Annotated in this window: 19 protein-coding genes; 12 read left to right on the top strand and 7 right to left on the bottom strand. The window is 59.3% G+C overall.

The window, feature by feature from the left end; translation table 11 throughout:
* Nucleotides 1-34 precede the first annotated feature (34 nt).
* Nucleotides 35-1,450 carry an NAD-dependent succinate-semialdehyde dehydrogenase gene (locus P3T18_RS21845; protein WP_429302048.1) on the bottom strand — a complete coding sequence of 472 codons (1,416 nt, stop codon included), beginning with the start codon at nt 1,448-1,450 and terminating at the stop codon, nt 35-37.
* A 97-nt stretch (nt 1,451-1,547) separates the two neighbouring features.
* Nucleotides 1,548-2,357, bottom strand: coding sequence for a helix-turn-helix transcriptional regulator (locus P3T18_RS21840; RefSeq protein WP_429302047.1), 810 nt, complete (start codon nt 2,355-2,357; stop codon nt 1,548-1,550).
* A 320-nt stretch (nt 2,358-2,677) separates the two neighbouring features.
* On the opposite strand from P3T18_RS21840, the gene P3T18_RS21835 reads away from it, so the two are divergent.
* The 5 genes from P3T18_RS21835 (at nt 2,678) to P3T18_RS21815 (ending at nt 8,366) form a co-directional block, all read left to right on the top strand.
* Nucleotides 2,678-3,430 (top strand): phosphate/phosphite/phosphonate ABC transporter substrate-binding protein, encoded by a 753-nt coding sequence (locus P3T18_RS21835; RefSeq protein WP_429302046.1) that lies wholly within the window; start codon nt 2,678-2,680, stop codon nt 3,428-3,430.
* A complete protein-coding gene (locus tag P3T18_RS21830) occupies nt 3,348-5,588 on the top strand; it encodes an ATP-binding protein (RefSeq protein WP_429302045.1) in 2,241 nt (746 codons plus the stop codon). The genes P3T18_RS21835 and P3T18_RS21830 overlap by 83 nt, the downstream gene beginning before the upstream one ends.
* Before the next feature lie 162 nt (nt 5,589-5,750).
* Nucleotides 5,751-6,767: an aldo/keto reductase gene (locus tag P3T18_RS21825; RefSeq protein ID WP_429302092.1), complete on the top strand. Its 1,017-nt coding sequence runs from the start codon at nt 5,751-5,753 to the stop codon at nt 6,765-6,767.
* Nucleotides 6,768-6,776: 9 nt separating this feature from the next.
* Nucleotides 6,777-7,199 (top strand): SRPBCC family protein, encoded by a 423-nt coding sequence (locus P3T18_RS21820; protein ID WP_429302044.1) that lies wholly within the window; start codon nt 6,777-6,779, stop codon nt 7,197-7,199.
* 189 nt (nt 7,200-7,388) lie between these two features.
* Nucleotides 7,389-8,366, top strand: coding sequence for a molybdopterin-binding oxidoreductase (locus P3T18_RS21815; protein WP_429302043.1), 978 nt, complete (start codon nt 7,389-7,391; stop codon nt 8,364-8,366).
* Here the strand turns inward: P3T18_RS21815 and P3T18_RS21810 are convergent, their stop codons facing one another.
* Nucleotides 8,367-8,690 carry a MoaF-related domain-containing protein gene (locus P3T18_RS21810; RefSeq protein ID WP_429302042.1) on the bottom strand — a complete coding sequence of 108 codons (324 nt, stop codon included), beginning with the start codon at nt 8,688-8,690 and terminating at the stop codon, nt 8,367-8,369. It lies immediately after the preceding gene.
* 365 nt (nt 8,691-9,055) lie between these two features.
* On the opposite strand from P3T18_RS21810, the gene P3T18_RS21805 reads away from it, so the two are divergent.
* Nucleotides 9,056-10,453: an NAD-dependent succinate-semialdehyde dehydrogenase gene (locus P3T18_RS21805; RefSeq protein WP_429302041.1), complete on the top strand. Its 1,398-nt coding sequence runs from the start codon at nt 9,056-9,058 to the stop codon at nt 10,451-10,453.
* A 71-nt stretch (nt 10,454-10,524) separates the two neighbouring features.
* Here P3T18_RS21805 and P3T18_RS21800 read toward each other — a convergent pair whose 3' ends face one another.
* Entirely contained in the window at nt 10,525-11,703 is a 1,179-nt protein-coding gene (locus P3T18_RS21800; RefSeq protein ID WP_429302091.1) for a porin, read from the bottom strand.
* 290 nt (nt 11,704-11,993) lie between these two features.
* Between P3T18_RS21800 and P3T18_RS21795 the strand changes: the two genes are divergently transcribed.
* The 4 genes from P3T18_RS21795 to P3T18_RS21780 all read left to right on the top strand — a co-directional run bounded on the left by P3T18_RS21795 (nt 11,994) and on the right by P3T18_RS21780 (nt 15,956).
* Complete coding sequence (locus tag P3T18_RS21795) at nt 11,994-12,215, top strand: hypothetical protein (protein WP_429302040.1); 222 nt, start codon at nt 11,994-11,996, stop codon at nt 12,213-12,215.
* 84 nt (nt 12,216-12,299) lie between these two features.
* Nucleotides 12,300-14,333 carry an FAD-dependent oxidoreductase gene (locus P3T18_RS21790; protein WP_429302039.1) on the top strand — a complete coding sequence of 678 codons (2,034 nt, stop codon included), beginning with the start codon at nt 12,300-12,302 and terminating at the stop codon, nt 14,331-14,333.
* A gap of 66 nt (nt 14,334-14,399) precedes the next feature.
* On the top strand, nt 14,400-14,708 hold the full coding sequence (locus P3T18_RS21785; protein WP_429302038.1) for a putative quinol monooxygenase: 309 nt from the start codon (nt 14,400-14,402) through the stop codon (nt 14,706-14,708).
* A gap of 237 nt (nt 14,709-14,945) precedes the next feature.
* Entirely contained in the window at nt 14,946-15,956 is a 1,011-nt protein-coding gene (locus tag P3T18_RS21780) for a helix-turn-helix domain-containing protein (RefSeq protein ID WP_429302037.1), read from the top strand.
* A 232-nt stretch (nt 15,957-16,188) separates the two neighbouring features.
* Here P3T18_RS21780 and P3T18_RS21775 read toward each other — a convergent pair whose 3' ends face one another.
* On the bottom strand, nt 16,189-16,560 hold the full coding sequence (locus P3T18_RS21775) for a response regulator transcription factor (protein WP_429302036.1): 372 nt from the start codon (nt 16,558-16,560) through the stop codon (nt 16,189-16,191).
* A gap of 337 nt (nt 16,561-16,897) precedes the next feature.
* On the opposite strand from P3T18_RS21775, the gene P3T18_RS21770 reads away from it, so the two are divergent.
* Nucleotides 16,898-17,560, top strand: a complete 663-nt coding sequence (locus P3T18_RS21770) for a response regulator transcription factor (protein ID WP_429302035.1) — start codon at nt 16,898-16,900, stop codon at nt 17,558-17,560.
* Between the two features lie 115 nt (nt 17,561-17,675).
* Nucleotides 17,676-18,323, top strand: coding sequence for a response regulator transcription factor (locus P3T18_RS21765; protein ID WP_429302034.1), 648 nt, complete (start codon nt 17,676-17,678; stop codon nt 18,321-18,323).
* 13 nt (nt 18,324-18,336) lie between these two features.
* On the opposite strand, the gene P3T18_RS21760 is transcribed toward P3T18_RS21765, so the two are convergent.
* Nucleotides 18,337-19,608, bottom strand: a complete 1,272-nt coding sequence (locus P3T18_RS21760) for an ATP-binding protein (RefSeq protein WP_429302090.1) — start codon at nt 19,606-19,608, stop codon at nt 18,337-18,339.
* Between the two features lie 379 nt (nt 19,609-19,987).
* On the bottom strand, nt 19,988-20,347 hold the full coding sequence (locus P3T18_RS21755; protein WP_429302033.1) for a BON domain-containing protein: 360 nt from the start codon (nt 20,345-20,347) through the stop codon (nt 19,988-19,990).
* Nucleotides 20,348-20,557: the final 210 nt, after the last annotated feature.

Raw genomic sequence — 20,557 nt, 5'->3', positions numbered from 1 at the left:
GGTTGACGGTTTTCTGGATGCTGGACGCGGCCGCTTAGTCCACCTGCTTCGCCCAGACTGCCTGGGCGTTGGTGAACTCACGCAAACCGAAGTGCGACAACTCGCGTCCGTAGCCGCTCTTCTTGACGCCGCCAACGGGAATGCGCGCGTTCGAAGCGGGATAGCCGTTGATGAACACACCGCCGGTTTCGAGGCGGCGCGCAATGCGCTGCGCGCGTTCGACGTCGCTGGTCCAGAGGCTGCCGCCCAGGCCGTAATCGCTCGTATTGGCCAGCACGATGGCATGCTCGGCGTTGTCGGCAACGGTGATCGCGGCGACCGGGCCAAAGGTTTCCTCGTCGAATGCGGCCATGCCGGGTGTGACGTTCGCGAGCACGGTCGGTTCATAGAAATTGCCCGCGCCTTCGATCTTCTTGCCGCCGAGCAGAAGCGTGGCGCCCGCCGCAACGGTACGCTCGACCTGCTGATGGAGTTCGTCGCGCAAGTCGTCACGCGCCATCGGTCCGATCACGCTTGCGGAATCGAGCGGATTGCCGGCCTTCACTTGCGCGGCGGCAGCGACGAATTTGCGCGTGAATTCGTCGGCAATGGGCTTCTCCAGAATGAAGCGCTTGGCGGCAAGGCACACCTGTCCCGCATTCTGGAAGCGCGCTTCGATGGCGGCCTTGACGGCGAGGTCGATGTTCGCATCGGCAAGCACGATGAAGGCGTCGGCGCCACCCAGTTCCAGCAGGCTCTTCTTGAGCGCCTTGCCGGCCGTCGCCGCGACCGCGGAACCGGCGCGCATGCTGCCGGTGAGCGTGACAGCGGCGATCCGGTCGTCTTCGATCACGCGGGCAACGGTGTCGTTGTCGGTGTTCAGGTTGGCGAACAGGCCCTTGGGAAAACCGGCGGCTTCGTACACGGCCTGCAGTGCCAGGGCCGATCCCATCACGTTCGGCGCATGCTTGAGCAGAAAGCCGTTGCCGGAGAGCATGACGGGCCCTGATGCGCGGATCACCTGCCAGAACGGGAAGTTCCAGGGCATAACGGCCAGTACGGTGCCGATGGGCAGATACGAAACATGCACCTGATCGTCACCGTCGACGGCGACCGGTTCGTCCGCGAGAATCGATGGGCCGTTATCGGCGATCCAGTCGATCGTGGCCGCGCATTTCTCGATCTCGGCACGCGCCGCGCCGATAGTCTTGCCCATTTCCGCGGTGACGAGTGCCGCCAGCGCCTCCGAGCGTTCGCGCAACAACGCGGAAAAACGGCGATAAGCGGCGACACGTTCGCGCATCGGCGTCGCGCGCCACATCCTGAAAGCGGCGGCGCTCTCGTCGAGCACGCGCTCCACTTCGGCGGGTGTCTGGAATGCGTAGGTGGCGATCAGTTCGCCGGTTGCCGGGTTGCGCGAGGTCGCGAAGCGGGTGGAATTCGCGCTGGTCTGGGTGTTCGGATGTGACATTGCTCTTGCCTCCGTGACGTGGGAAGCAGCACCTGATGCACTGCTTTGACTGTCAGTGTAGGCAAGTCAGATCGGCGGAATAAGGCGTCTTGTGATCCTATGACTCGGGGTCATAGGCAGCGTGACGGGGGATGTAAGTCACGAGCGAAAGGTCGGGGCGGCCTTCGGGCGTGAGCGCAACGTACGTGAATTCGATGTGACCGGAGTCCGGATGTTGCAGACGTTTGCTGCCCTCGTCGAAACCTTTCACGTCGGTATCCTGCCACCATTCCTTGAATTCGGGGCTCAGATCGGACAGTTCGTCGACCAGGCGGTCGAAGGGCGCCTTGTCTTGCGCGTGCGCGCGCGAGGCGCGGAAGGTGGAGATCATGCCGCGCGCCATCTGTTCCCAATCGAGGATCATCGTGCGGTACGGCTGATAGAGAAACAGAAGCCGTAGCGTATTGCGCTCGTGCGGTTGCAGCGAGCCGTAGTCGACGAAGAGGTCGGCAATCGCATCGTTCCAGGCCAGTATGTCGAGACGCGTATTGCGGACGTAGGCGGGAATCGGATTGATGGCACGCACCAGCATTTCCAGACCGTCCGTCACCGCACCGCTGGTAACGACGGCCGGCTCTTCCCGCGACGCCAGTGCAAAAAGATGGGACGATTCGACGCGATCCAGTTTCAGTACTTTGGAGATTCGTTGCAGCGCGTCGGCGGACGGCTGGATATCCCGTCCCTGTTCGAGCCACGTGTACCAGCTGACGCTGACACCGGCCAGCACGGCGACTTCTTCGCGCCGCAAGCCGGGCGTGCGGCGCGGCCCTTCGGGCAGGCCGAATTCCTTCGGGTGCAGCCGCGCCCGCCGGCTCGACAGAAAGACGCCCAGTTCTCGACGCTGTTCGGGAGATGCCTTCTTTACCATATGACGCGCAGTGCCCTGAAAGGAATACCGGAGTTGGCAGTGTGACGCATGAACCCGGTCAAGGGTAAATGCACGAAACCTGCCGTCATTCGCCAAGGATAGCGCACGGCATGCCACGTCTTCGAGCGGCGAGCGCCGCTTCGACCTTCGACGCGCCGCTTTCATGCATTCGTGCGTTCCGGTAAAACGCCGGTTTTTCCCGCCATCATAACTTTGTCGATCCGCCTAAGATGACATGCCGGAGATCGAAGCATGTCGGGCGCGCGATGTCGTCCGGCATCCGGCTCGTCGCGTGTCGTCACATCAAGAAGGCGGTAATCATGGCAACGCAGAATCTGATGTTCCTTCTGAACAGGAATCTGGACTTTCCCATTACCGCCGAGCCGTGGACGAGCCTTCTCGCCAAGGCCGGCATGGACGCCGAAGCGACGACGGACATTCCCAGAATGAACCAGTTGCTCGAGGCAGGTCGCCCCGATATGGCTTATGTGCCGGGCGCGGGTTTTTGCGTGATGATGCGAAAGGGTAATGCGCATTATCGCGCGCTCGTCATTGCCACCTCGAAGTTCTCCGGCCGGCCTGCGCAGCGCACGCTACTCGTGGTGCGTCACGACGATCCGGCCAGCAAGCTCGACGACCTCGAAGGGTCGACGTATGGTTATCTGAACCGATCGTGTTCTTCCAGTTTTTTTCCGCCCGCCATCATGCTGAACGAGAAAGGGAAAAAGCTGGACACGTTCTTCAAGCTCAAACAGGTGGCCGGATGGCAGGAACGGGTCGACGCGGTGATCGCACAGTCCGTTCGCGCCACGATGATTCTCGACGACGTGTGGAAAATGACACCGGCGAACGAACAGACCACCAAAGTGATTGGCGAATATGACGCGTGCGTGCCGGCAGTGCTGATCGTGCGTAAAGATCTCAACCCCGGAATTATCGCCACGTTCCAGGATCATCTGCTGAGTTACCGACCCGATTGGAACAACGTGTATGGCGCGTTTCGCCCGTTCTATTTCGCCGATATCCAGACCTTCTTTCACCAGCTTTGCCAACTTCCCGACGACGAAGTCTGACCGGCCTCGACGCGTGGCCGGCGTTCCTGCCGAGATGAAAACTAAAAACGATCTACAAGGGCTGATTTCCATCGCGGATGCCGAGGCGATCCTCTCGGCACGCGATGTTCCTCGTGAGGCGGAGCCGGATGCCTTGATCGAGAATTACATGCGCGTCGTGCTCGCGCAACTGCGTGCCGAGCGAGCCGTGCTGGTACGAGTGACGGACGGCGGCTTCGAGGTCATATCGACAGCGCGCATTAGCGGCGAAGGTGTCGACGTCTCATGCGGAAGCGAGGTGTTATCGGACGCGTTGCTTCCGGTGTCGATTGTCTATGCCGTCCAGAGAAGCCGCGAGACGATGGCGATGGACCAGTCGAGCGGCGCGGACGATTTTGCGGGCGATCGCTACATTCAGACCATGCAGCCGCAGTCCTGTTTGATGACGCCATTGCTGGCACAAGATCGCGTCGTAGGCATTTTATACGCCGAGCAACGCTCCAGTTCGTCGTCACTCGACTGGCCGAAAGCGCGGCTTCTCAGCATGCTGGGCGCGCAAACTATCGTCTCGCTTGAAAGCGTGAGAATGCTCGACGGCCTCAAGAAGCAGAACATCGAACGGGAGATCACCGAAGAGAAGCTAAGACGCAGCGAAGCGTTGCTCGCTGAAGGTCAACGTATCAGCGGCACGGGAGCTTGGACCTTCAATGCCGAATCCGGCGAAATGGTCTGGTCGCAACAGGTCTATGCCGTGTGGGGAATGCCACCCACGAAAGAGCCGCCCGCTTTCGACGAATTGATGCAACGCGTGAAGCCTTCGGACAGGAAGGCGCTGATCGACGCCTATACCGAGGCGATGACCAGCGAAGTGACGGACCAGATCACCACGGCGGAGTTTTCCATCAACGATGTTGACGGCGCTTCGAGACGCCTGAAACTCGTGCTTCGCCCGTGGAGCAAGCCGCATGAGCGGCCGCGCCTTTATATCGGCACCACTACCGATGTAACGGAGCGCCGGGCCTCGGAAGATGCGCTGCGCAAGAGCGAGATGTATTTGTCCGAGGCGCAAAGACTCAGCAACATCGGGAGCTTGAACTGGATTCCTGAATCCGGAATGTTGCATTGTTCTCCTCACGCGCGCCGGATTCTCGACATAGGAGACAAGGCGGATGTGAGCCTCGACGAAGTACTCCGAAAAGTTCATCGGGACGACATCGCGAGCGTCGAGGCGGCCCTGACGCAAGCGGGATTGCCGGACGAGAACATCCTGCAGGAGTTCAGGCTGATCACGGGATCGGGCCGCGTGCAGTACCTGAGGATGGTGGCGAGCCCAAGTACCTCGATTACCGGCACGACCGAGTACGTTGGCGCGTTGGTCGATATTACGGAAAACCATCGCGCGCAGATTGCGCTGATGGAATCGCAGGAAAAGCTGGCGCATGTCACCCGTTTGTCCGTTCTGGGCGAACTGATCGCTTCCATCGCAAACGAAATAAAACAACCGTTAATGAGTATCACCGCGAACGGCGGCGCCGGTATTCGCTGGATCGACCGGCCGGTGCCGTCTATCGATAGTGCCAAGGACAGCTTTACCGCAATTGTCGAATCGGCCGTTCACGCCAGCGACGTAATCAATCGCATACGGGTCTTTTTTATGAAGATTCGCGTGAACAGACGGGCGGTGAGTCCTCATGAGTTGATCGAGGAGGTCATTTCTCTCGTGCGTCGTGAAGCCGAAAAATGCGAAGTGCGAATCCGCACCGTGGTGGAGTCGCGCACGGCCATTCGCGCCGACGATGTACAAATCCAGCAGGTCCTGATCAATCTCATCATGAATGCCCTGCACGCCACGCAGCAGTCGACGGAGGGCGACAAGGAAGTCCTGATCAAGGTGAGAGCCATCGACAGCCGACACGTGCGTGTCTCCGTTTCGGATTCGGGAGCGGGACTATCGAAGGAGGCAATCGAGCATGTGTTCGAGCCATTCTTCACGACCAAGATGGACGGCATGGGCCTGGGCCTCTCGATATGCCGGTCGATCATCCACGAGCACGACGGAAAGATTGGTGTGTCGAACAACGACGTGCGAGGCGCTACTTTCTATTTCGATCTGCCGATTGCTTCCGGCGTGGAGGAATTGGCGGACGCGAGAAGTAACGCAATGAATGGTGGTGAATAGATCGACACGAAGTACCAATCCAGCAATTGGATCTGGGCATGCGTTCTCGCAAAGACGTGGTTGAGAAAAGAAATAGTCGGAAAGAATGTGCAGTATGCAATCGCATGGACAGCAGCGCAGTCCTATACCGGCGATAGACTAATTCTGACTCGGGAGTCGATGATGAGTGTACGTAGCAGCTTGTTGAATGGTCCTCATGGATTTGGCGCAGCGCCTCTGGGCAACATGTTCAGAAACATACCGCAGGAAGAAGCGTTGGCTACGGTCGACGCCGCCTGGGAGCAAGGCGTACGCTATTTCGACACCGCGCCGTTCTACGGTGCCGGTCTTTCGGAACTGAGGATTGGTGAAGCACTCGCGAAAAGAAAGCGCGACGAGTATGTGCTGAGTACGAAAGTGGGCCGAATCATTCTCGACGAAGTGGTTAAAGGCCCGCAGGAGTTCGGCGAGAAGGGGACGCTTTTCCAGCACGGCAGAAAGAACAAGGTTATCTACGACTACACGGAAAGCGGCACGCTCAAGTCGATTGAAGACAGCCTGAAGCGGTTGCAGGTCGACCGTATCGACTTCATCTGGATTCACGACATCGCTCAGGATTTTCACGGGGACGGCTGGATTACTCAATTCGATGCCGCCCGCACCGGCGCGTTCAAGGCGCTCGCCAGACTGCAGCAGGAAAAAGTCATCAAGGGATGGGGACTCGGCGTCAACCGGATCGAGCCGATCGAACTGACACTCGGACTCGACGAAGCCACGCCTAACGGCATGCTGGTTGCGGGCCGTTATTCGCTGCTCGATCACGAGTCGGCACTTCAGCGTCTGATGCCCGCCGCGCAGGCAAAAAAGGTGGATATCGTCATTGGCGGTCCATACAGTTCCGGTGTACTGGCTGGCGGCACGCACTTCGAGTATCAGAAGGCGCCGCCCGAAATGCTCGCCAAGGTCGCCGAGATCAAGGCAATTTGTGAACGCTACAAGATTCCCGTCAAGGCGGCTGCGTTGCAGTTTGCGCTTGCGCACCCGGCGTCCGCGGCCGTCATACCCGGCGCCAGTCATCCCTCGCGTATCGCCGAAGATGTCGCCGCGCTGAAGGTCGCGATCCCGGCCGACTTCTGGCGCGAAATGCGTAAGCTCGACCTCGTGTCGCCACTTGCGCCGTTGCCGATCGATCAGAAATAGGAGGCTGTTATGGCTGAAGCATCTACCAGCATCGAAATACCGTCGCCTGCGGCAGAAGTCTGGCAATTGATCGGCGGATTCGGCTCCTTGCCGGACTGGCTGCCGTACATCCCCAAAAGCGAGCTGAGCGAGGGCGGCCGTGTGCGGCATCTGGCCAATCCGAACGGCGATGCGATCGTCGAAAGACTGATCGCGTTCGATGAAGCGAAACGCAGTTACAGCTACGCCATTTTGCAGGCACCGTTCCCGGTAAAAGACTACCAGTCCACCTTGAGCGTCTTGGAGACCGGTGCCGGTTCATGCAGAGTGGAATGGTCGGGCCGCTTTACACCGGTCTCGGTGAGCGACCAGGAAGCGTCCATGCTGTTTCGAGGTATCTACGAAGACGGTCTCAAAGCTCTGGTGCAGGAGATCGAGAAAAAGAAGGCGTAGCGCGTTGTCGAAAAGTAGTACTTTGCCGGGTGCGCCACGTGAGCGGCCACCCGGCAATCACATACACGAGAGAAAACCTCTACGCTGATACTCCGAATTGCATTATTGCAGTGTTTCTGCGATGGTTTCGTTATATCTTTCTGAATACAGCGGGTAGCCACCCGTCCACGAGAGAAAGGATCCGAAGCCATGCGATTTCCCCGCCAGATAAGCCGAGTCGTGCCGCTCTTTCTACTGAGCCTGCTTTCGCTGACGACCGTGTCGTGCGGCGGCGGTATCGATACGCCGCCGCCGGCCCTGTCGGTCTCGGGCGATGTTGCGGCGCCGGCGAACCTGACGCGCGCCCAGATCCAGGCGCTACCGGCGACAACGCAAACGGTCTCGTTCGCCAGCGGCACCGCCCAGCAGACACACGTCTACACCGGCGCAAGCTTGTGGACGTTGCTCAACAATATCGGCATCACGACCAATCCGGCGGTCAAGAACGATATTTTGGCTAAATACGTCGTGGCGACCGGCGGGGATAACTACCGCTCGCTATTCGCAATGGGCGAAGTGGATCCGGACTTCGGCAATCGCGGCAATGAAGTCGCTTACTCCGAAACGAACAACGGCGTCGCTGGCGCATTGCCGGGCACGGACGGCCCGCTTCGCGTGACCGCGCCGGGTGATGTGAAGGGCGGCCGCTACGTATCGAATCTCGTGAAGCTGGAAGTTCATTCGGCTGTCTCGACGGTGACGGCGAGCGGCGGCGGATTGAGCACGTCGTTCAGATTGCTGGGCGCGGTGGGCAAGCCCGCGACGTTCGACCTCACGGCACTGCAGGCGTTGCCAGTGGTAACGCAAACCGCCGGCGGCAGCACGTATACGGGCGTGAGCCTGTGGAATCTGATCAACGCGGCGGGTATCCAGACCAACGCGAGCGTGAAGAACGACTTGCTGGGCTTTTACCTGATCGCGACGGGCACGGACGGTTATCGCGTGGTCATTTCGCTGGCCGAGCTATCGCCGGATTTCGGCAATCAACCGGATATCATCGCCTATGGCGTCAACGGCGGCTCCCTGTCGACAAACGGTTTTGCACGGCTCGTCATTCCGAATGACGGCAAGGCGGGACGTTACGTATCCAATCTGGTCGCTCTTGAAGTGGTGTCGGCTCCGCGCTAATCAGAGCTGGCGCAGACTGCCTTGCAGTCGATGCAAATCGAGCTGCGCAGTGGTGAAGAACGATAGGGAAGTGCCGTTGCCGAAGTCGTCGATGTGCACGACGGTGGATCGGTCGTTTTCCTGCCATACGATTGCATAAGTGCGCGGCGCCACCTGGTGCCACGTATATTGAACGTGACCCTGTGCGCCCGCATAGGGTCCTTCGGTGATCTCGTATCGCATGCTCACACCGTCGTCGGCGTAGATGTTGAGTGCTGTCAGTCCTTCATATCGCACTTCGAACGATTTGCCTGCGAAGGGCGCTAGTTCGGGTGTCATGTCCATAGCAATACGCTCCATCTCTGATTAACCGGCAAGCCTGCGACTCGCCGCGCGATTCATTATCGAACCGATCGCTCGGGGCGGCTTTTTCGTGCTCACGGAATTGCGGGAAGCAACGATCGAGAATCCCACTGCGCGAAGAATTCATGGAGATATATCCATAGAAATATTACGCACGTGTTTTTTCAGAAGCGCCGTAGAAATCTATTGATACATCTCGGGCGATGAAAATATTTGTCGATCGCGATCGGTGAAAACGGACAAAAGTCGGGTCGATGGAAAATCGCGTCGCTCATCGATGACGCAGAATTCATTCGACACGAAATCCGGCGCACAAGCCGGCCGCTGGAAAAAACAGGAGAAGAGCAATGTCTTCATTGTATAGATCGACGAAAGCTGCTATTTCACGCAATCCGGCAACCGGTGAACTGATCAAGGAGTATCCCTACCTGAATGCCGACGAAATAGAGAAAGTTCTCGCCGACAACGCAGCCGCGGCAAAACTCTGGCGGGCGTTTTCGATGGAAGACAGAGTGGCGTGCTATCGCCGTCTCGCGGGAACGTTGCGCAGCCGGTCGGAAACGCTTGCGCTGCTGGCAACTAGCGAGATGGGCAAGACGATCGCGTCGTCGCGTGGCGAAGTGGAGAAGTGTGCGACGGCACTCGAATGGTGGGCCTCGCATGGCCCCGCGTTTCTGGCGGACGAGCCTGTCGAAGCCGAGAACGGCGATCGCATCTACGTTTCGTTCTTGCCGATCGGAAGCGTGCTGGCCGTGATGCCCTGGAATATTCCATTCTGGCAGGTGTTACGTGGAGCCGGTCCGATCATGCTCTCCGGCAACGGCTTTATCCTGAAGCACTCGACCAACGTGATCGGTTGCGCTTTCGCCTTGCAGGAGGCGTACGAAGCAAGCGGATTTCCCAAGGGTCTCTTCATCAACATGAACACCGACAACGATTCGGTGGCGAGAGCGATCGAGGACCCGCGAGTGGCAGCCGTCACGCTGACAGGCAGCGCGCGTGCGGGATCGGCAGTGGGCTCGACGGCGGCGCGCGTCGTGAAGAAGAGTTTGCTCGAACTGGGCGGCGCCGACCCGTTCATCGTGCTCGCGGACGCGAACATCGACAAGGCGGTCGAAGTCGGCATCGAAGCGCGCTTTCAGAATGCCGGCCAGGTGTGTATCGCCGCCAAGCGTTTTATTCTGGAGCGCCCGATTGCCGAGGAATTTACGAGCAAATTCGTACAGGCCGCCGCAAAAGTGAAAGCGGGCGATCCGCTCGACGAGGCGACCACGATCGGTCCGATTGCGCGGGACGATCTTCGCGACGGCATCCACGAACAGGTCGAGCGTTCGATTGCGAGCGGCGCGAAGCTGTTGCTCGGCGGCAAGAAGATCGAAGGTCCTGGCTATTTTTACGAGCCTACCGTGCTCGGCGACGTGACACCCGGCATGGCCGCGTTCGACGAAGAGATTTTCGGACCCGTGGCCGCCATGACGATTGCCGACGACGTGGAACACGCCATCCGGCTCGCGAACCAGAGCGAATATGGACTAAGCGGCAACCTCTGGACCACCGACCTCGACCGGGCCGCGAAGATTGCACGCCGTCTGGAGACGGGCGGTGTGTTCATCAACGGGTTCAGTGCGTCGAATCCTAAATTGCCGGTGGGTGGCGTGAAGCAGAGTGGCTATGGGCGAGAACTGTCGCATTTCGGCATTCGCGAATTCGTCAATGCGCAAGGCGTCTGGATCAAGAAGGTTTAGCGCATTCGCGTCGCCGCTCAGTCTGGATCGGCGCCGGAGTTGCGGGCGCATAAGCGGCGCACGGCGCCGGCCTAAAACCTGTGCCGCAAACCCACGCGCAATACGAGTTGCGTATTGGCGCCCGTACCGGAGTTGCCGATGAAGGTAGGACTGGAGCCAATCTGGGCTTGCACCGGCACATCTTGCCCGTCTATCAGATTACTTCCCGCCGCTTTCTGGAAGATGGCGAGTAGATAGACGTCGGTGCGTTTCGAGAGGGTGTAGTCGAAGAAACTATTGATCTGATGCCATCGTCCGTGAAATTGGCCAGACAACTCGGAGAAGGTATAGCCGATTCCGCTACTCACGGTTCGTGTCAAAGAGTACTTGCCGCCCACTTCGTAGTTGTTGAAGATGGATTGGCCGCCCACGATCGGGACGAGCTGGGTGTGGGTCCAGTTTCCCCAGACCATGCCTTTGCCTATCACGTAGCTGCTGCCGACGCCGAATGTCGCCAGCGTCCGTTGGGGTCCCATGCTGATGTTGGCGATATTCGACGAGAACGCCGGCATCGCGCTGCCCGGAAAGCGGATGTTGGTATACGCCATGCCAACAGAAAAAACATGCGAAGCGTAGTGTATCCCCGCGCTATAGGTTCTCGACGATCCCGATGCACTGCTGTCTGTACCGGCTGCGGGAGGCGATGACCCGGCGAAAGCGCCCGCCTGATTCGAAAAGCCGTACAGCGCGCCGAAGGTGAAGCCGCCGAAATCCGCGCTCGCGAATTTGACCGCATTGTCGATGCGACTCGTGACGAGTTGATCCAGGTCGTTGATGTGATACGCGTAATTGACGGCGGGGCTCTGAAATGCAGTCGTATAACTGTGGATGTAGTCGCGGGAAATGGAATATTGGCGTCCCAGTGTCAACGCACCCCACTCTCGCTGCTGCAGTCCGATCCATGCCTGACGGCCGAATAGCGCGCCGCCTTGCAGGATCGAGCCGCTCCCCAAACTGAAGCCGTTTTCGAGCGTAAAGATCGCTTTCAGGCCATTGCCGAGATCCTCGGTGCCGCGAATGCCCCAGCGATTTCCGGTGACGCCGTCGGCATATCGGACGAGAGAGCCGTGACCGGTTTCTGTTGCGACATGATTGGCGTAGGTTAGGCCGGTATCGATCAATCCGTAGAGCGTGACGCTGTTTTGCGCATAGGCCACCGGACTGGTCATACCCAGAACTGTCGCCGACGCTATCGAAAGACACCGTTTCATGAACTCGGCCAGCATGACGAATCGGTTGAAGGATGAGGCAACGTTAACGGAAACGCCGCGAAGCGCGTTGTCTTCCGTGTCACCAGGCAATGGCGTGCAAACGGAATAAAGCGCAAGAGGAATAAAGACATTCATGCCCCACCGTTACGGGCGAATGGGCAAATTGCGATGTTTGGCGGAAGCCGCGAGACAGTGATCCGTTCGAGAATGAGTGAGCGTTCTACGCATCAGCTTGCGAAGATCGAGACGTCATTCATGGCTCGAGGAACGCTCATGCATGGAGGTGTGAAATGAAGTACATGAAGACTGCGGTTGTCGTGGTGTCGTTCGTCTCCGGTCTGGCTTGCGCGCAGACGCCCGCTCAGTCCAGCAGTGAGCGCGCGGCGCAGGCCCAAGGGTCTCAGGGCATGCAGATGGATAAACACGATGCCCGCCGCGATGGCCGGTCGTACGCGGACCCGCAGTCGTGCGTCGGTCCAATCAGTTTTTGCAGGCTTTATTTCGGCTCCTGAATCGCGCTGTGCGTGTCCGGCTAATTGCATTGGCGATGCCTCGCACGCACTCGCGTTTTGATCGCAATCCGCGGCGCGGTTCGGATGTCGGATTTGCACGGTTTGGCCGGAACGCACGCGCGTCGACACGATTCCACTGATTCGAATAAGGTTTTTTGCAAGTACCCTGGTGGGCTTGCGGCAGCGCTCGTCAGTCCCGCGTTTTTGCTTGAAGTCCGGTATATCGAATCACCCGAAGGGAGGCTGATCCGCCGGTTGGGTTCCGATCACGGCAATGAGTCACCCGCAAGCTTTCCTGGAGACACATGCATGAATAGCGACGGTAAGCCCGACAGTGATCTGCCGCCTCAGATCGGCGTCCTTCCGTGGGAAAACTCCACCCCGCTTGAGGCCGGACCGCATTACGGCGAACTGACCGACCCGAATCTGCACTTCGTCAATTCCATCGGGGCCGATGCTCCAGCTTCCGTGCTGTCCAGCCGGCAGGAACTGATGTTCCCGGTACTACGCGAGCGGGAGGTGGGCAGAACGCGCGCATTCGGCGAGGAAACGCACTGGAAAGCGGGCGACGTCATGTTCACGATGGGCCGCCCGAGTCCCGGTCTCGTCATCATGCTCAGCGGTTTTGTGCGAGTGATACGGCGCGATGCATTGGGCCGCGTGCATCGCATCTTCGAATACCACGCGGGCCAGTTTCTCGGCGAGATCGCGCAGTTGTTCGGCCATCCATGTCTCGGTGACGGCGTCGTGGTGGAAGACACGACGGCGATCGTGGTCCACTCGACCGAACTGCGCCGGCTTCTCGTCATGGAAGCCGAACTCGGCGAGAAGATCATGCGCGCGCTGATCCTGCGACGCGTGGGCCTGATCGAGCGAGGCAGTGGTCCTGTCCTGATCGGCGATTCGAACGATTCGCGCCTCATGGCCTTGCAGGATCTGCTGCGGCGCAATTCCTATCCGTATTCTTTGGTCGACGCTCGCGAAGACCCCGAGACGGTGTCGTTGCTGGAGCGCATTTCGGCAACGAGAGCCGACTTCCCCATTGTGATCTGTCCTGACGGGACGGTTTTGCGCGCGCCGGACGAAAACCGCGTGGCAAGCGCTCTGGGTTGGCTGCCTGAATTCGACCCTGCGCATACTTACGATGTACTGATCGTCGGCGCCGGTCCCGCCGGTCTCGCCGCAGCCGTTTACGCGGCGTCCGAAGGGTTATCCGTCGCGATCTTCGATAGCTGGGGACCAGGCGGTCAGGCAGGCACCAGCTCGCGGATCGAGAATTATCTCGGCTTTCCCGCCGGCATTTCCGGGCAGGACCTGACGGGCCGGGCCTTTGTTCAGGCGCAAAAATTCGGCGTACACATCTCGATTCCAACGCGAATCAAAGTACTCCATTGCGATGCGAACCCACTCGAAGTCGAGCTTGAAAACGGCAAGCGTGTGACGTCACATACCGTGGTCATTGCTTCGGGCGCGGCGTATGTGAGGCCGTCCATCGAGGGACTTTCTCAATTGACGGGACGTGGCGTGTTTTTCGGCACCTCGCCGGTCGAAGCCAAGCTATGCCGAGGGGCCGAGATCGCGGTAGTGGGCGGCGGCAATTCGGCGGGGCAAGGTGTTGTCTATCTGGCGTCGCATGCGGAGCATGTCCATCTTCTGATACGTGGACACAGTCTTCAGGAGCATATGTCGCAGTATCTGGTCGAGCGGGTCGCGCGGCTGCCTAACGTGACGCTTTATCCGCGTACCGAGGTGACCTCACTGGGCACCGACGCAACCGGATTGTCGGAAGTCAGATGCAACGTGGAAGAGGGCACCCGTTCGTTCGACGTGCGCCACCTGTTCCTCTTCACCGGCGCCGAGCCCAACACGGGATGGTTGAAAGGCTGCGGTGTGAGGACCGACGCAAAGGGTTTCGTGCTGACCGGCGGCACGGCGCTCACCGGTGTTGAAGACGGCTGCCACCCATTCGAGACGAGCGTGGGTGGAGTATTTGCCATCGGCGATGTGCGCTCCGGTTCCATCAAGCGCGTTTCCGCGGCGGTGGGCGAGGGCGCCGCCGTCGTGTCGCAGATTCATCAGGTACTGGCCGAGCGGCAATTGCACGCCCAGAATGTTTGACGCACCAGGGCCGAACCATTCACACGCGTTCGGCAAGTTATTTCTCGTTAAAAAGGAGAAGGACAAGTGAGCGCAACCGTTAAAGTCGTCGCCGTTCTGACGGCCAGGGAGCAGCGTGCAGCGGAACTGGAAACCTTGCTACGCGGCATGGTGCCGGCTTCGCGCGCCGAGCCCGGCAATCTTCAATACGATCTCTGGCAGGACAAGGACAACCCCGGCCGTTTCTTTCTGGAAGAACTCTATCGGGACAGCGACGCGGCGAATTCGCACCGCGCTACGCCCCATTTCCAGAACTATGTCGCGCATATCAACGATCTGGCGGAGCGCATGCCCATTGTGGTGCACGCCGTGGATGCGAAGGGCGCGCGAGCCTGAGCGCGGGCAAATCGACAGGTGCCGGCCGTGACGTGGCGGCTTTCGACTATACCTTCGTTTAGGGTCTAAAAGGTTCCTTCGAGCAACGGCATACCGCCGTAGACTATCAGCGCGACGCCTCGGGCTATATCGTTGTGCTCACATCCTCGCGTTTCACCGGTGTATCCGTCATGTGTACGCGAGGTTTTCAGTGCCCGCACACATGTTTGGGCGAGAGCGAAAACCGAGGATAGATCCATGCAAGATTCGCCTTCCATCGATCGAGTTGCAGCGTCGGGCAACGTCGTCTCGTATCTTTCTGCGGCATTTGCGCAGCGCCCGACCGTCGAACTGGTCAACGGTCGGACTCATCATGTCACCGCTGAAAAAGCACAGAACAGCGATTCCACCGACACCGCGCCAAAATTGTTCGAAGTGTCCCGCTGGTCCAGCGAGGCGCCGGAAGTCTGGGCCACGTCGGTCGAGCCACGGCAGTTTCTGGTTGCGATCTGCTTGCGGCAAGCCATGTCGAGCTTCTCGGTCGGCGGCGTGCCGTTTCACGACGGCGTGATCGACCGGGGCGCGATACTGGTCTTTCCGGCGGGCCAGGAAATTCGCGGAACATTTCATACGGCAAGCGATTTCCTGCACGTCTACGTGCCGTCTTACTGGCTGACGGAATGGCTCGATAGCGATCAGGCAAGCGCCGCGCAATCGCCGCTTGCGGCCGCTCCGATACATGTGCGCGACAGCCTCGTTGTCAAGCTCACCGGAACCCTTTTGCATGCCCTGCACGGCCGCGCATCCACGAGTTCGATGTACGCCGACGGCATCACGCTCTCCATTCTGGCGCGGCTTCTGGAAATCATCGCCGCACGCGTTTCGGTCAAACCGGTTCGCGGCTCGTCGGTGTCGCCGCTCGAAGCCTGGCGCGTGAAAATCGCCGTCGACTTCATCGATCAGCGTATCGACCGGAGTTTGACCCTGGCGGAACTGGGCGCGGCGGTCGGCCTCTCGTCCATGCATTTTGCCGCGCGTTTCCGTGCGGCCACGGGCATCTCGCCGCATACGTTCATCTTACGCAGACGGATCGAGCACGCCCAGACGCTGCTGGCCACGACCAGGTCGACGGTTGCCGATATTGCCCTGAGTGTAGGATTTCGCACGCAGGCGCATTTCACGACCGTGTTCCGTCGCCACGTCGACGACACGCCGCACCGCTGGCGTGCCAAGCAAGGCGCAATGCAGAGCGGCATGGCGTGCCTCTGAACTGACGGGGCACTTTTTCAGGCAACGCAATGCAGCGGCCGGGTCCGGGAAAACGCAATCTGCCGGACCGGGCCGTTGCCGGAAATACCGCAAAAGCATCGCACGACAATCAATCCATCACGCGAGCTTATCCCCACTGCGAGGCCTTTCTGCATGAGCGATTTGCCGGCCATACGGCACGGCAAATCGTCCCGGCGAAGCGCGACGCAGCGATCTTATGGCGAGCCGTCCTTCATGGCTTGCCGATCACTTGCAGGACATTCCCTAAGATCAGATTCGAATCGATAGGCTTTTCAAGGTACGCAATGGCTCCGTTGGACAAAGCCGTGGCCTTGTCCTGAAGCGTTGGATAACCGGTAATGAAAATCGTAGGCGGCGCGAGACCCTGCGTCATCAACTGCGCATGCATTTCGATGCCCGACAGCCCCGGCATGGTCACGTCCGAAATCAGACACTGCGTCCGGGACGCAGCACCTGAGGCGAGAAACGCTTCAGCGGACTCGAAAGACAGCACATCCCATCCCACTGAGCGGATGAGATTTTCCAATGCCTTTCGTACCGATTCGTCGTCTTCTACTATCGAAACGAGAGCGACAGATGTCACGCGAATCCTCGGATGGACTCAATATCTGAACCCACGGCCATTCAGCGGGTAGTTGGCTTTTCTTTTCTCAAGATAGTCCGTCCACCAGACGGCGATAACCATACAATGGTATAAAAATAGTCCCGGAGTCTGTTCGACGAAGTCAGTTCCGGGCAAATGATCAACAGAACGCCTGCGACGGCTGCATGTAATCAACGCGCGAGTTCTGGCCGCGCTCAATCCCTGTGGTCTGGATGCCACGCAGATGTTCGTATATCGAACCGGCTCGCGGTAAGCGGGTCTTTCAATGGCGTTCTTATTGCGCCGGAACGGGTTTAGGGGAAGTCGGGTGACAGTTATGCTGAGATCAGCGGACAGTAGCGACGGCACGCTCTCGCCGTCGGTCGTCTATATCATCGACGACGATGAAGACGTACGGCAGTCGCTCGGCAGCCTTTTGCGCTCCGTTGGCCATCGTGTCGAAGTTTTCAGTTCGCCATTGGAGTTCGTCGCATCGAAACGTGAAAATATTCCGTGCTGCCTGATTCTCGACGTGAGATTGCAGGGCGAAAGCGGGCTAGCCTTTCAGCAGGTTATCGCGGGCATTGCGCCGCATATTCCTATTCTGTTCATTACCGGATACCCCGACGTGGAAATGTCGGTCAAGGCGATGAAAGCCGGTGCCATGGATTTCTTTTCGAAGCCGTTCCGCGAGCAGGACATGCTCGACGCCGTGACCCAGGCGCTGCGTCGCGATGCAGAGCGGCTGCTGGTCGAATCGTCTACCGCCGAACTGCGCAGCCGCTACGAATCGCTTACGCCAAAAGAGCGCGACGTACTGGAATTCGTTTTAGCCGGGCTATTAAACAAACAGATCGCGGACGAAATGCACGTCAGCGAAATCACCATCAAACTGCATCGCGGCCAGGTCATGCGAAAGATGGCGGTGCGCTCGGTAGTCGAACTGGTCCGTCATGCGCAAACGCTCGGCGTCAAGCCGCGCGCCTCGACGCGCCGCTAGTGTCGCCTCGCGAGCTTGGCCCGATTCGTCGTATCAAACGGGTCGGGCCGATTCGGATGGCTATCGTGACGCGGGGCATCTATAGTATTTCTGTTCCCTTGCACAGGACACGACGGTGAGCAGCAATCCTTGTGAACAGTTGGCTGCAAGCGCGCCCACTGTGTTCGTCGTGGACGACGACGAAGACGTGCGGGATTCGCTGCAGCAACTCCTGAGATCGGCGGGCCTCAAGGCCAACGTCTTCTCCCACGGCGAAGCCCTGATCGAAGCCCTGAAAGACCGGCCTGTCAAAGACGGGCCGGCTTGCATCGTGCTCGACGTTCGCCTGAAAGGACTCAGCGGCCTGATGGTGCAACAGGAGCTTTCGCGGCGCGGTATATCGCATCCGGTCATTTTCATCACGGGGTATGGGGATATCGTGATGACGGTGAAAGCAATGAAAGCCGGGGCGGTGGATTTCCTGACCAAACCGTTTCGCGATCAGGATGTACTCGACGCCATTGCCGAAGCCGTGCATCGCGATCGTTCCCGACTCGCCGACGCGCAACCGCTTCAGGCGTTTCAGGACCGTTGGCTCGAACTCACGCCCAGGCAGCGCCAAGTCATGCATCGGTTCGCAAGCGGCATGGTGGCGGACCAGATTGCGACTGAACTCGGCTTAAGCGAGATTACCGTCAAGATCTATCGCGGTGAAAGCATGAAACGTCTCGGCGTTAAATCGATTGCCGAATTCGTTCAAACTGCCAAGCTTCTCGGCTGGTAGGCCTTTCGCCGTTTCACGCGGACTCCACCGCGAATGAAACGCACATGCCGAACGGCTCGCCTTTTTGCATCCACATTCTTCCGCTGTGTGCCTCGACTATTCTTTTGCAGATCGCTAATCCGAGTCCCATGGCTTGCGGCTTGGTGGTGACGAAAGGGCGGAATAGCCGGCTTTCGCAGGCGAGCGAAATACCGGGTCCCGAATCCAGCACCGAAATCACGATTTCACAGTCGGTTCGCGCGGACGAAATATGAATGGTTCGGGCGCGGCACGTGGTATCGACCATGGCTTCGAGTGAATTGGCGATCAGATTTTCGACCACCTGCTGAATCTGCACACGGTTGCCGAACAGGGGTTGCTCGCCGTCCATGCCCAGTACCGTAATTTGCGTGTCGAACTGTTCGATCCGGGCGCGCGACATCGCCACGACGTCGCGAATGGCCGCATGCACGTCGAAGGAAGCGAATTGCACCTGAGATTGCCGGTTCAACTCGCGAAGACGGTCGATGATCGCTTTTGCTTTCACCGTGCAGCCCCGCACTTTCTCGAGACTGAGGGCCGCTTCGTCGAGATTCGGCACTTCGCGTTGCAGCCACCTGAGTGCGGCGCCCGATGACGCGTCGATCGCGCTCAACGGTTGACTCATCTCGTGGATGATCGAAGCAACGAGTTCTCCGATGGCCGCGGCTCTCGATGCCTGAATCAACTCCAGTTGAACGTCGGCGGAAGGAGCGGCTTCGGCAGACCGCGGGTGGTTCTCGTCGTAAAGCGTTTGCCGGTGGCGAGCATTGGCGAATGCCACGGCGATCTGCGACGAAAGCGATTCGATCAGGGCGCGCTTTTTCGGCGGGAATGCCCGATCGACGCGATCGTGTTCGAGATATAGCACGGCGGCAAGGCGGCGCTCGATGAACAGAGGCAGGCAGAACACCGAACGCGGCACGCGAGCGGGCGCGTCGAGTTGCGTGAACATGCGGGCCATGTCGCTCGCGGTGTTGAGTGTCAGCGATTGGCCCGAGCGCTCCACCGTATTCGCGATCAGACTCACCAGCGGATCGTTTTTGGACGCGGGCCCCAGCTGCACGACGAGATCCTGCGCGAACTCTGCGCGGGCGCGTACCGTAAGCGCGCCGTTTCCGGCGAGCATCAGTTGAGCGCCGGTAGCGCCGGCGCTCAGCAGCATCATCCGCATCGCTGTTTCAATGACGCTGTCCAGTACGACTTCCCGTGAAGACTCCGTCGAAACCTCAGCGACAGTTCTGACGTCATGTTCTTCACGATGCATCGTCATGTTGCCGTCCCCAGGGTTGAACGATTGGATTGCGGAGTCAATAGAAAGGCCATTTTGCAGGCCGCTTCTATCCGCACAGCAATGGCGATGCCAACTGCTCTGCCGTTCGAGTTCGATTGCGCGACCTGATCATCTGTTTCGGGCGTTTGCACCGGGACCGGCGACGCCAACCGCCGACCGCGATCATCCCGAGTTTACGCCCATCGCGATGACTATGACAAAGCGATCAGCGTGGCATCGGTCAAGCTGAGAACGATAGCCGAGCGCGCACGTCGGGCCATGACACGGCCTGCGGCGCGTGTCATGGCGTCTTTCAGTGGGGATGCAGGAGCGGGTTCGCCGGTTGAGAAAAGCGAAGTGGCCGCTCGGCGCGTCAGTTTCCGACTTCGCGTACTTCCAGATTGTTGGTCACGTGTCCCACGCCGCCGACTTTCGCGGCGCTGTTGCCGGCCAGCTGAATCTGGCCGTCGTCTGGAACATTGCCGTCGAGTGTGACCGTGGTGCCACGCGCGAGAACGGTAATACCCGACGAATCGAGGTGTTTGGTGACGGTGAGTGCATGCCGCACTTTCGACGCCAGTTGCCGGTTCTCTTTCCTGATTTCCTTTTTGGTGACGGGCGCATCGCTCGTGCTCGACGCGGCGGTGTCGGCGGCGTAGGCATGCACGGAGGCAAAGCTCGTCAAAGCCGCCGCAATCGACGTGGCGACAACCCATTTCTTGTGTGAGGACATGACTATTCTCCCTGGTCTGGACAGCGCGAGTTGACGCGAAACATCGGGGCATAAGGCCGGTTTGCGTCTGCATTGTCTTGCGGAGAATTGCGTTTGTCTTTCGGGATCACATGTTATTTATCGAGTGTTATGGTTCGGCGCATTGTTGAAGGCAAGGCTACGGCGCCCACGCTGGCCGCTCCAATCGTTCCGGCCGTTGATACCGGCAAT

Source organism: Paraburkholderia sp. GAS199, from assembly GCF_050436585.1.
GTDB lineage: Bacteria > Pseudomonadota > Gammaproteobacteria > Burkholderiales > Burkholderiaceae > Paraburkholderia.
Note: the sequence above shows the minus strand (reverse complement) of the source record. Positions and strands in the feature narration are given on the sequence as shown.

Excerpts from the sequence above, each read along its gene's own strand:
- P3T18_RS21845 (WP_429302048.1), bottom strand. The coding sequence starts at position 1,450 with ATGTCACATCCGAACACCCAGACCAGCGCGAATTCCACCCGCTTCGCG.
- P3T18_RS21840 (WP_429302047.1), bottom strand. The coding sequence starts at position 2,357 with ATGGTAAAGAAGGCATCTCCCGAACAGCGTCGAGAACTGGGCGTCTTT.
- P3T18_RS21835 (WP_429302046.1), top strand. The coding sequence starts at position 2,678 with ATGGCAACGCAGAATCTGATGTTCCTTCTGAACAGGAATCTGGACTTT.
- P3T18_RS21830 (WP_429302045.1), top strand. The coding sequence starts at position 3,348 with ATGGCGCGTTTCGCCCGTTCTATTTCGCCGATATCCAGACCTTCTTTC.
- P3T18_RS21825 (WP_429302092.1), top strand. The coding sequence starts at position 5,751 with ATGAGTGTACGTAGCAGCTTGTTGAATGGTCCTCATGGATTTGGCGCA.
- P3T18_RS21820 (WP_429302044.1), top strand. The coding sequence starts at position 6,777 with ATGGCTGAAGCATCTACCAGCATCGAAATACCGTCGCCTGCGGCAGAA.
- P3T18_RS21815 (WP_429302043.1), top strand. The coding sequence starts at position 7,389 with ATGCGATTTCCCCGCCAGATAAGCCGAGTCGTGCCGCTCTTTCTACTG.
- P3T18_RS21810 (WP_429302042.1), bottom strand. The coding sequence starts at position 8,690 with ATGGACATGACACCCGAACTAGCGCCCTTCGCAGGCAAATCGTTCGAA.
- P3T18_RS21805 (WP_429302041.1), top strand. The coding sequence starts at position 9,056 with ATGTCTTCATTGTATAGATCGACGAAAGCTGCTATTTCACGCAATCCG.
- P3T18_RS21800 (WP_429302091.1), bottom strand. The coding sequence starts at position 11,703 with ATGAAACGGTGTCTTTCGATAGCGTCGGCGACAGTTCTGGGTATGACC.
- P3T18_RS21795 (WP_429302040.1), top strand. The coding sequence starts at position 11,994 with ATGAAGTACATGAAGACTGCGGTTGTCGTGGTGTCGTTCGTCTCCGGT.
- P3T18_RS21790 (WP_429302039.1), top strand. The coding sequence starts at position 12,300 with ATGTCGGATTTGCACGGTTTGGCCGGAACGCACGCGCGTCGACACGAT.
- P3T18_RS21780 (WP_429302037.1), top strand. The coding sequence starts at position 14,946 with ATGCAAGATTCGCCTTCCATCGATCGAGTTGCAGCGTCGGGCAACGTC.
- P3T18_RS21770 (WP_429302035.1), top strand. The coding sequence starts at position 16,898 with ATGCTGAGATCAGCGGACAGTAGCGACGGCACGCTCTCGCCGTCGGTC.
- P3T18_RS21760 (WP_429302090.1), bottom strand. The coding sequence starts at position 19,608 with ATGCATCGTGAAGAACATGACGTCAGAACTGTCGCTGAGGTTTCGACG.
- P3T18_RS21755 (WP_429302033.1), bottom strand. The coding sequence starts at position 20,347 with ATGTCCTCACACAAGAAATGGGTTGTCGCCACGTCGATTGCGGCGGCT.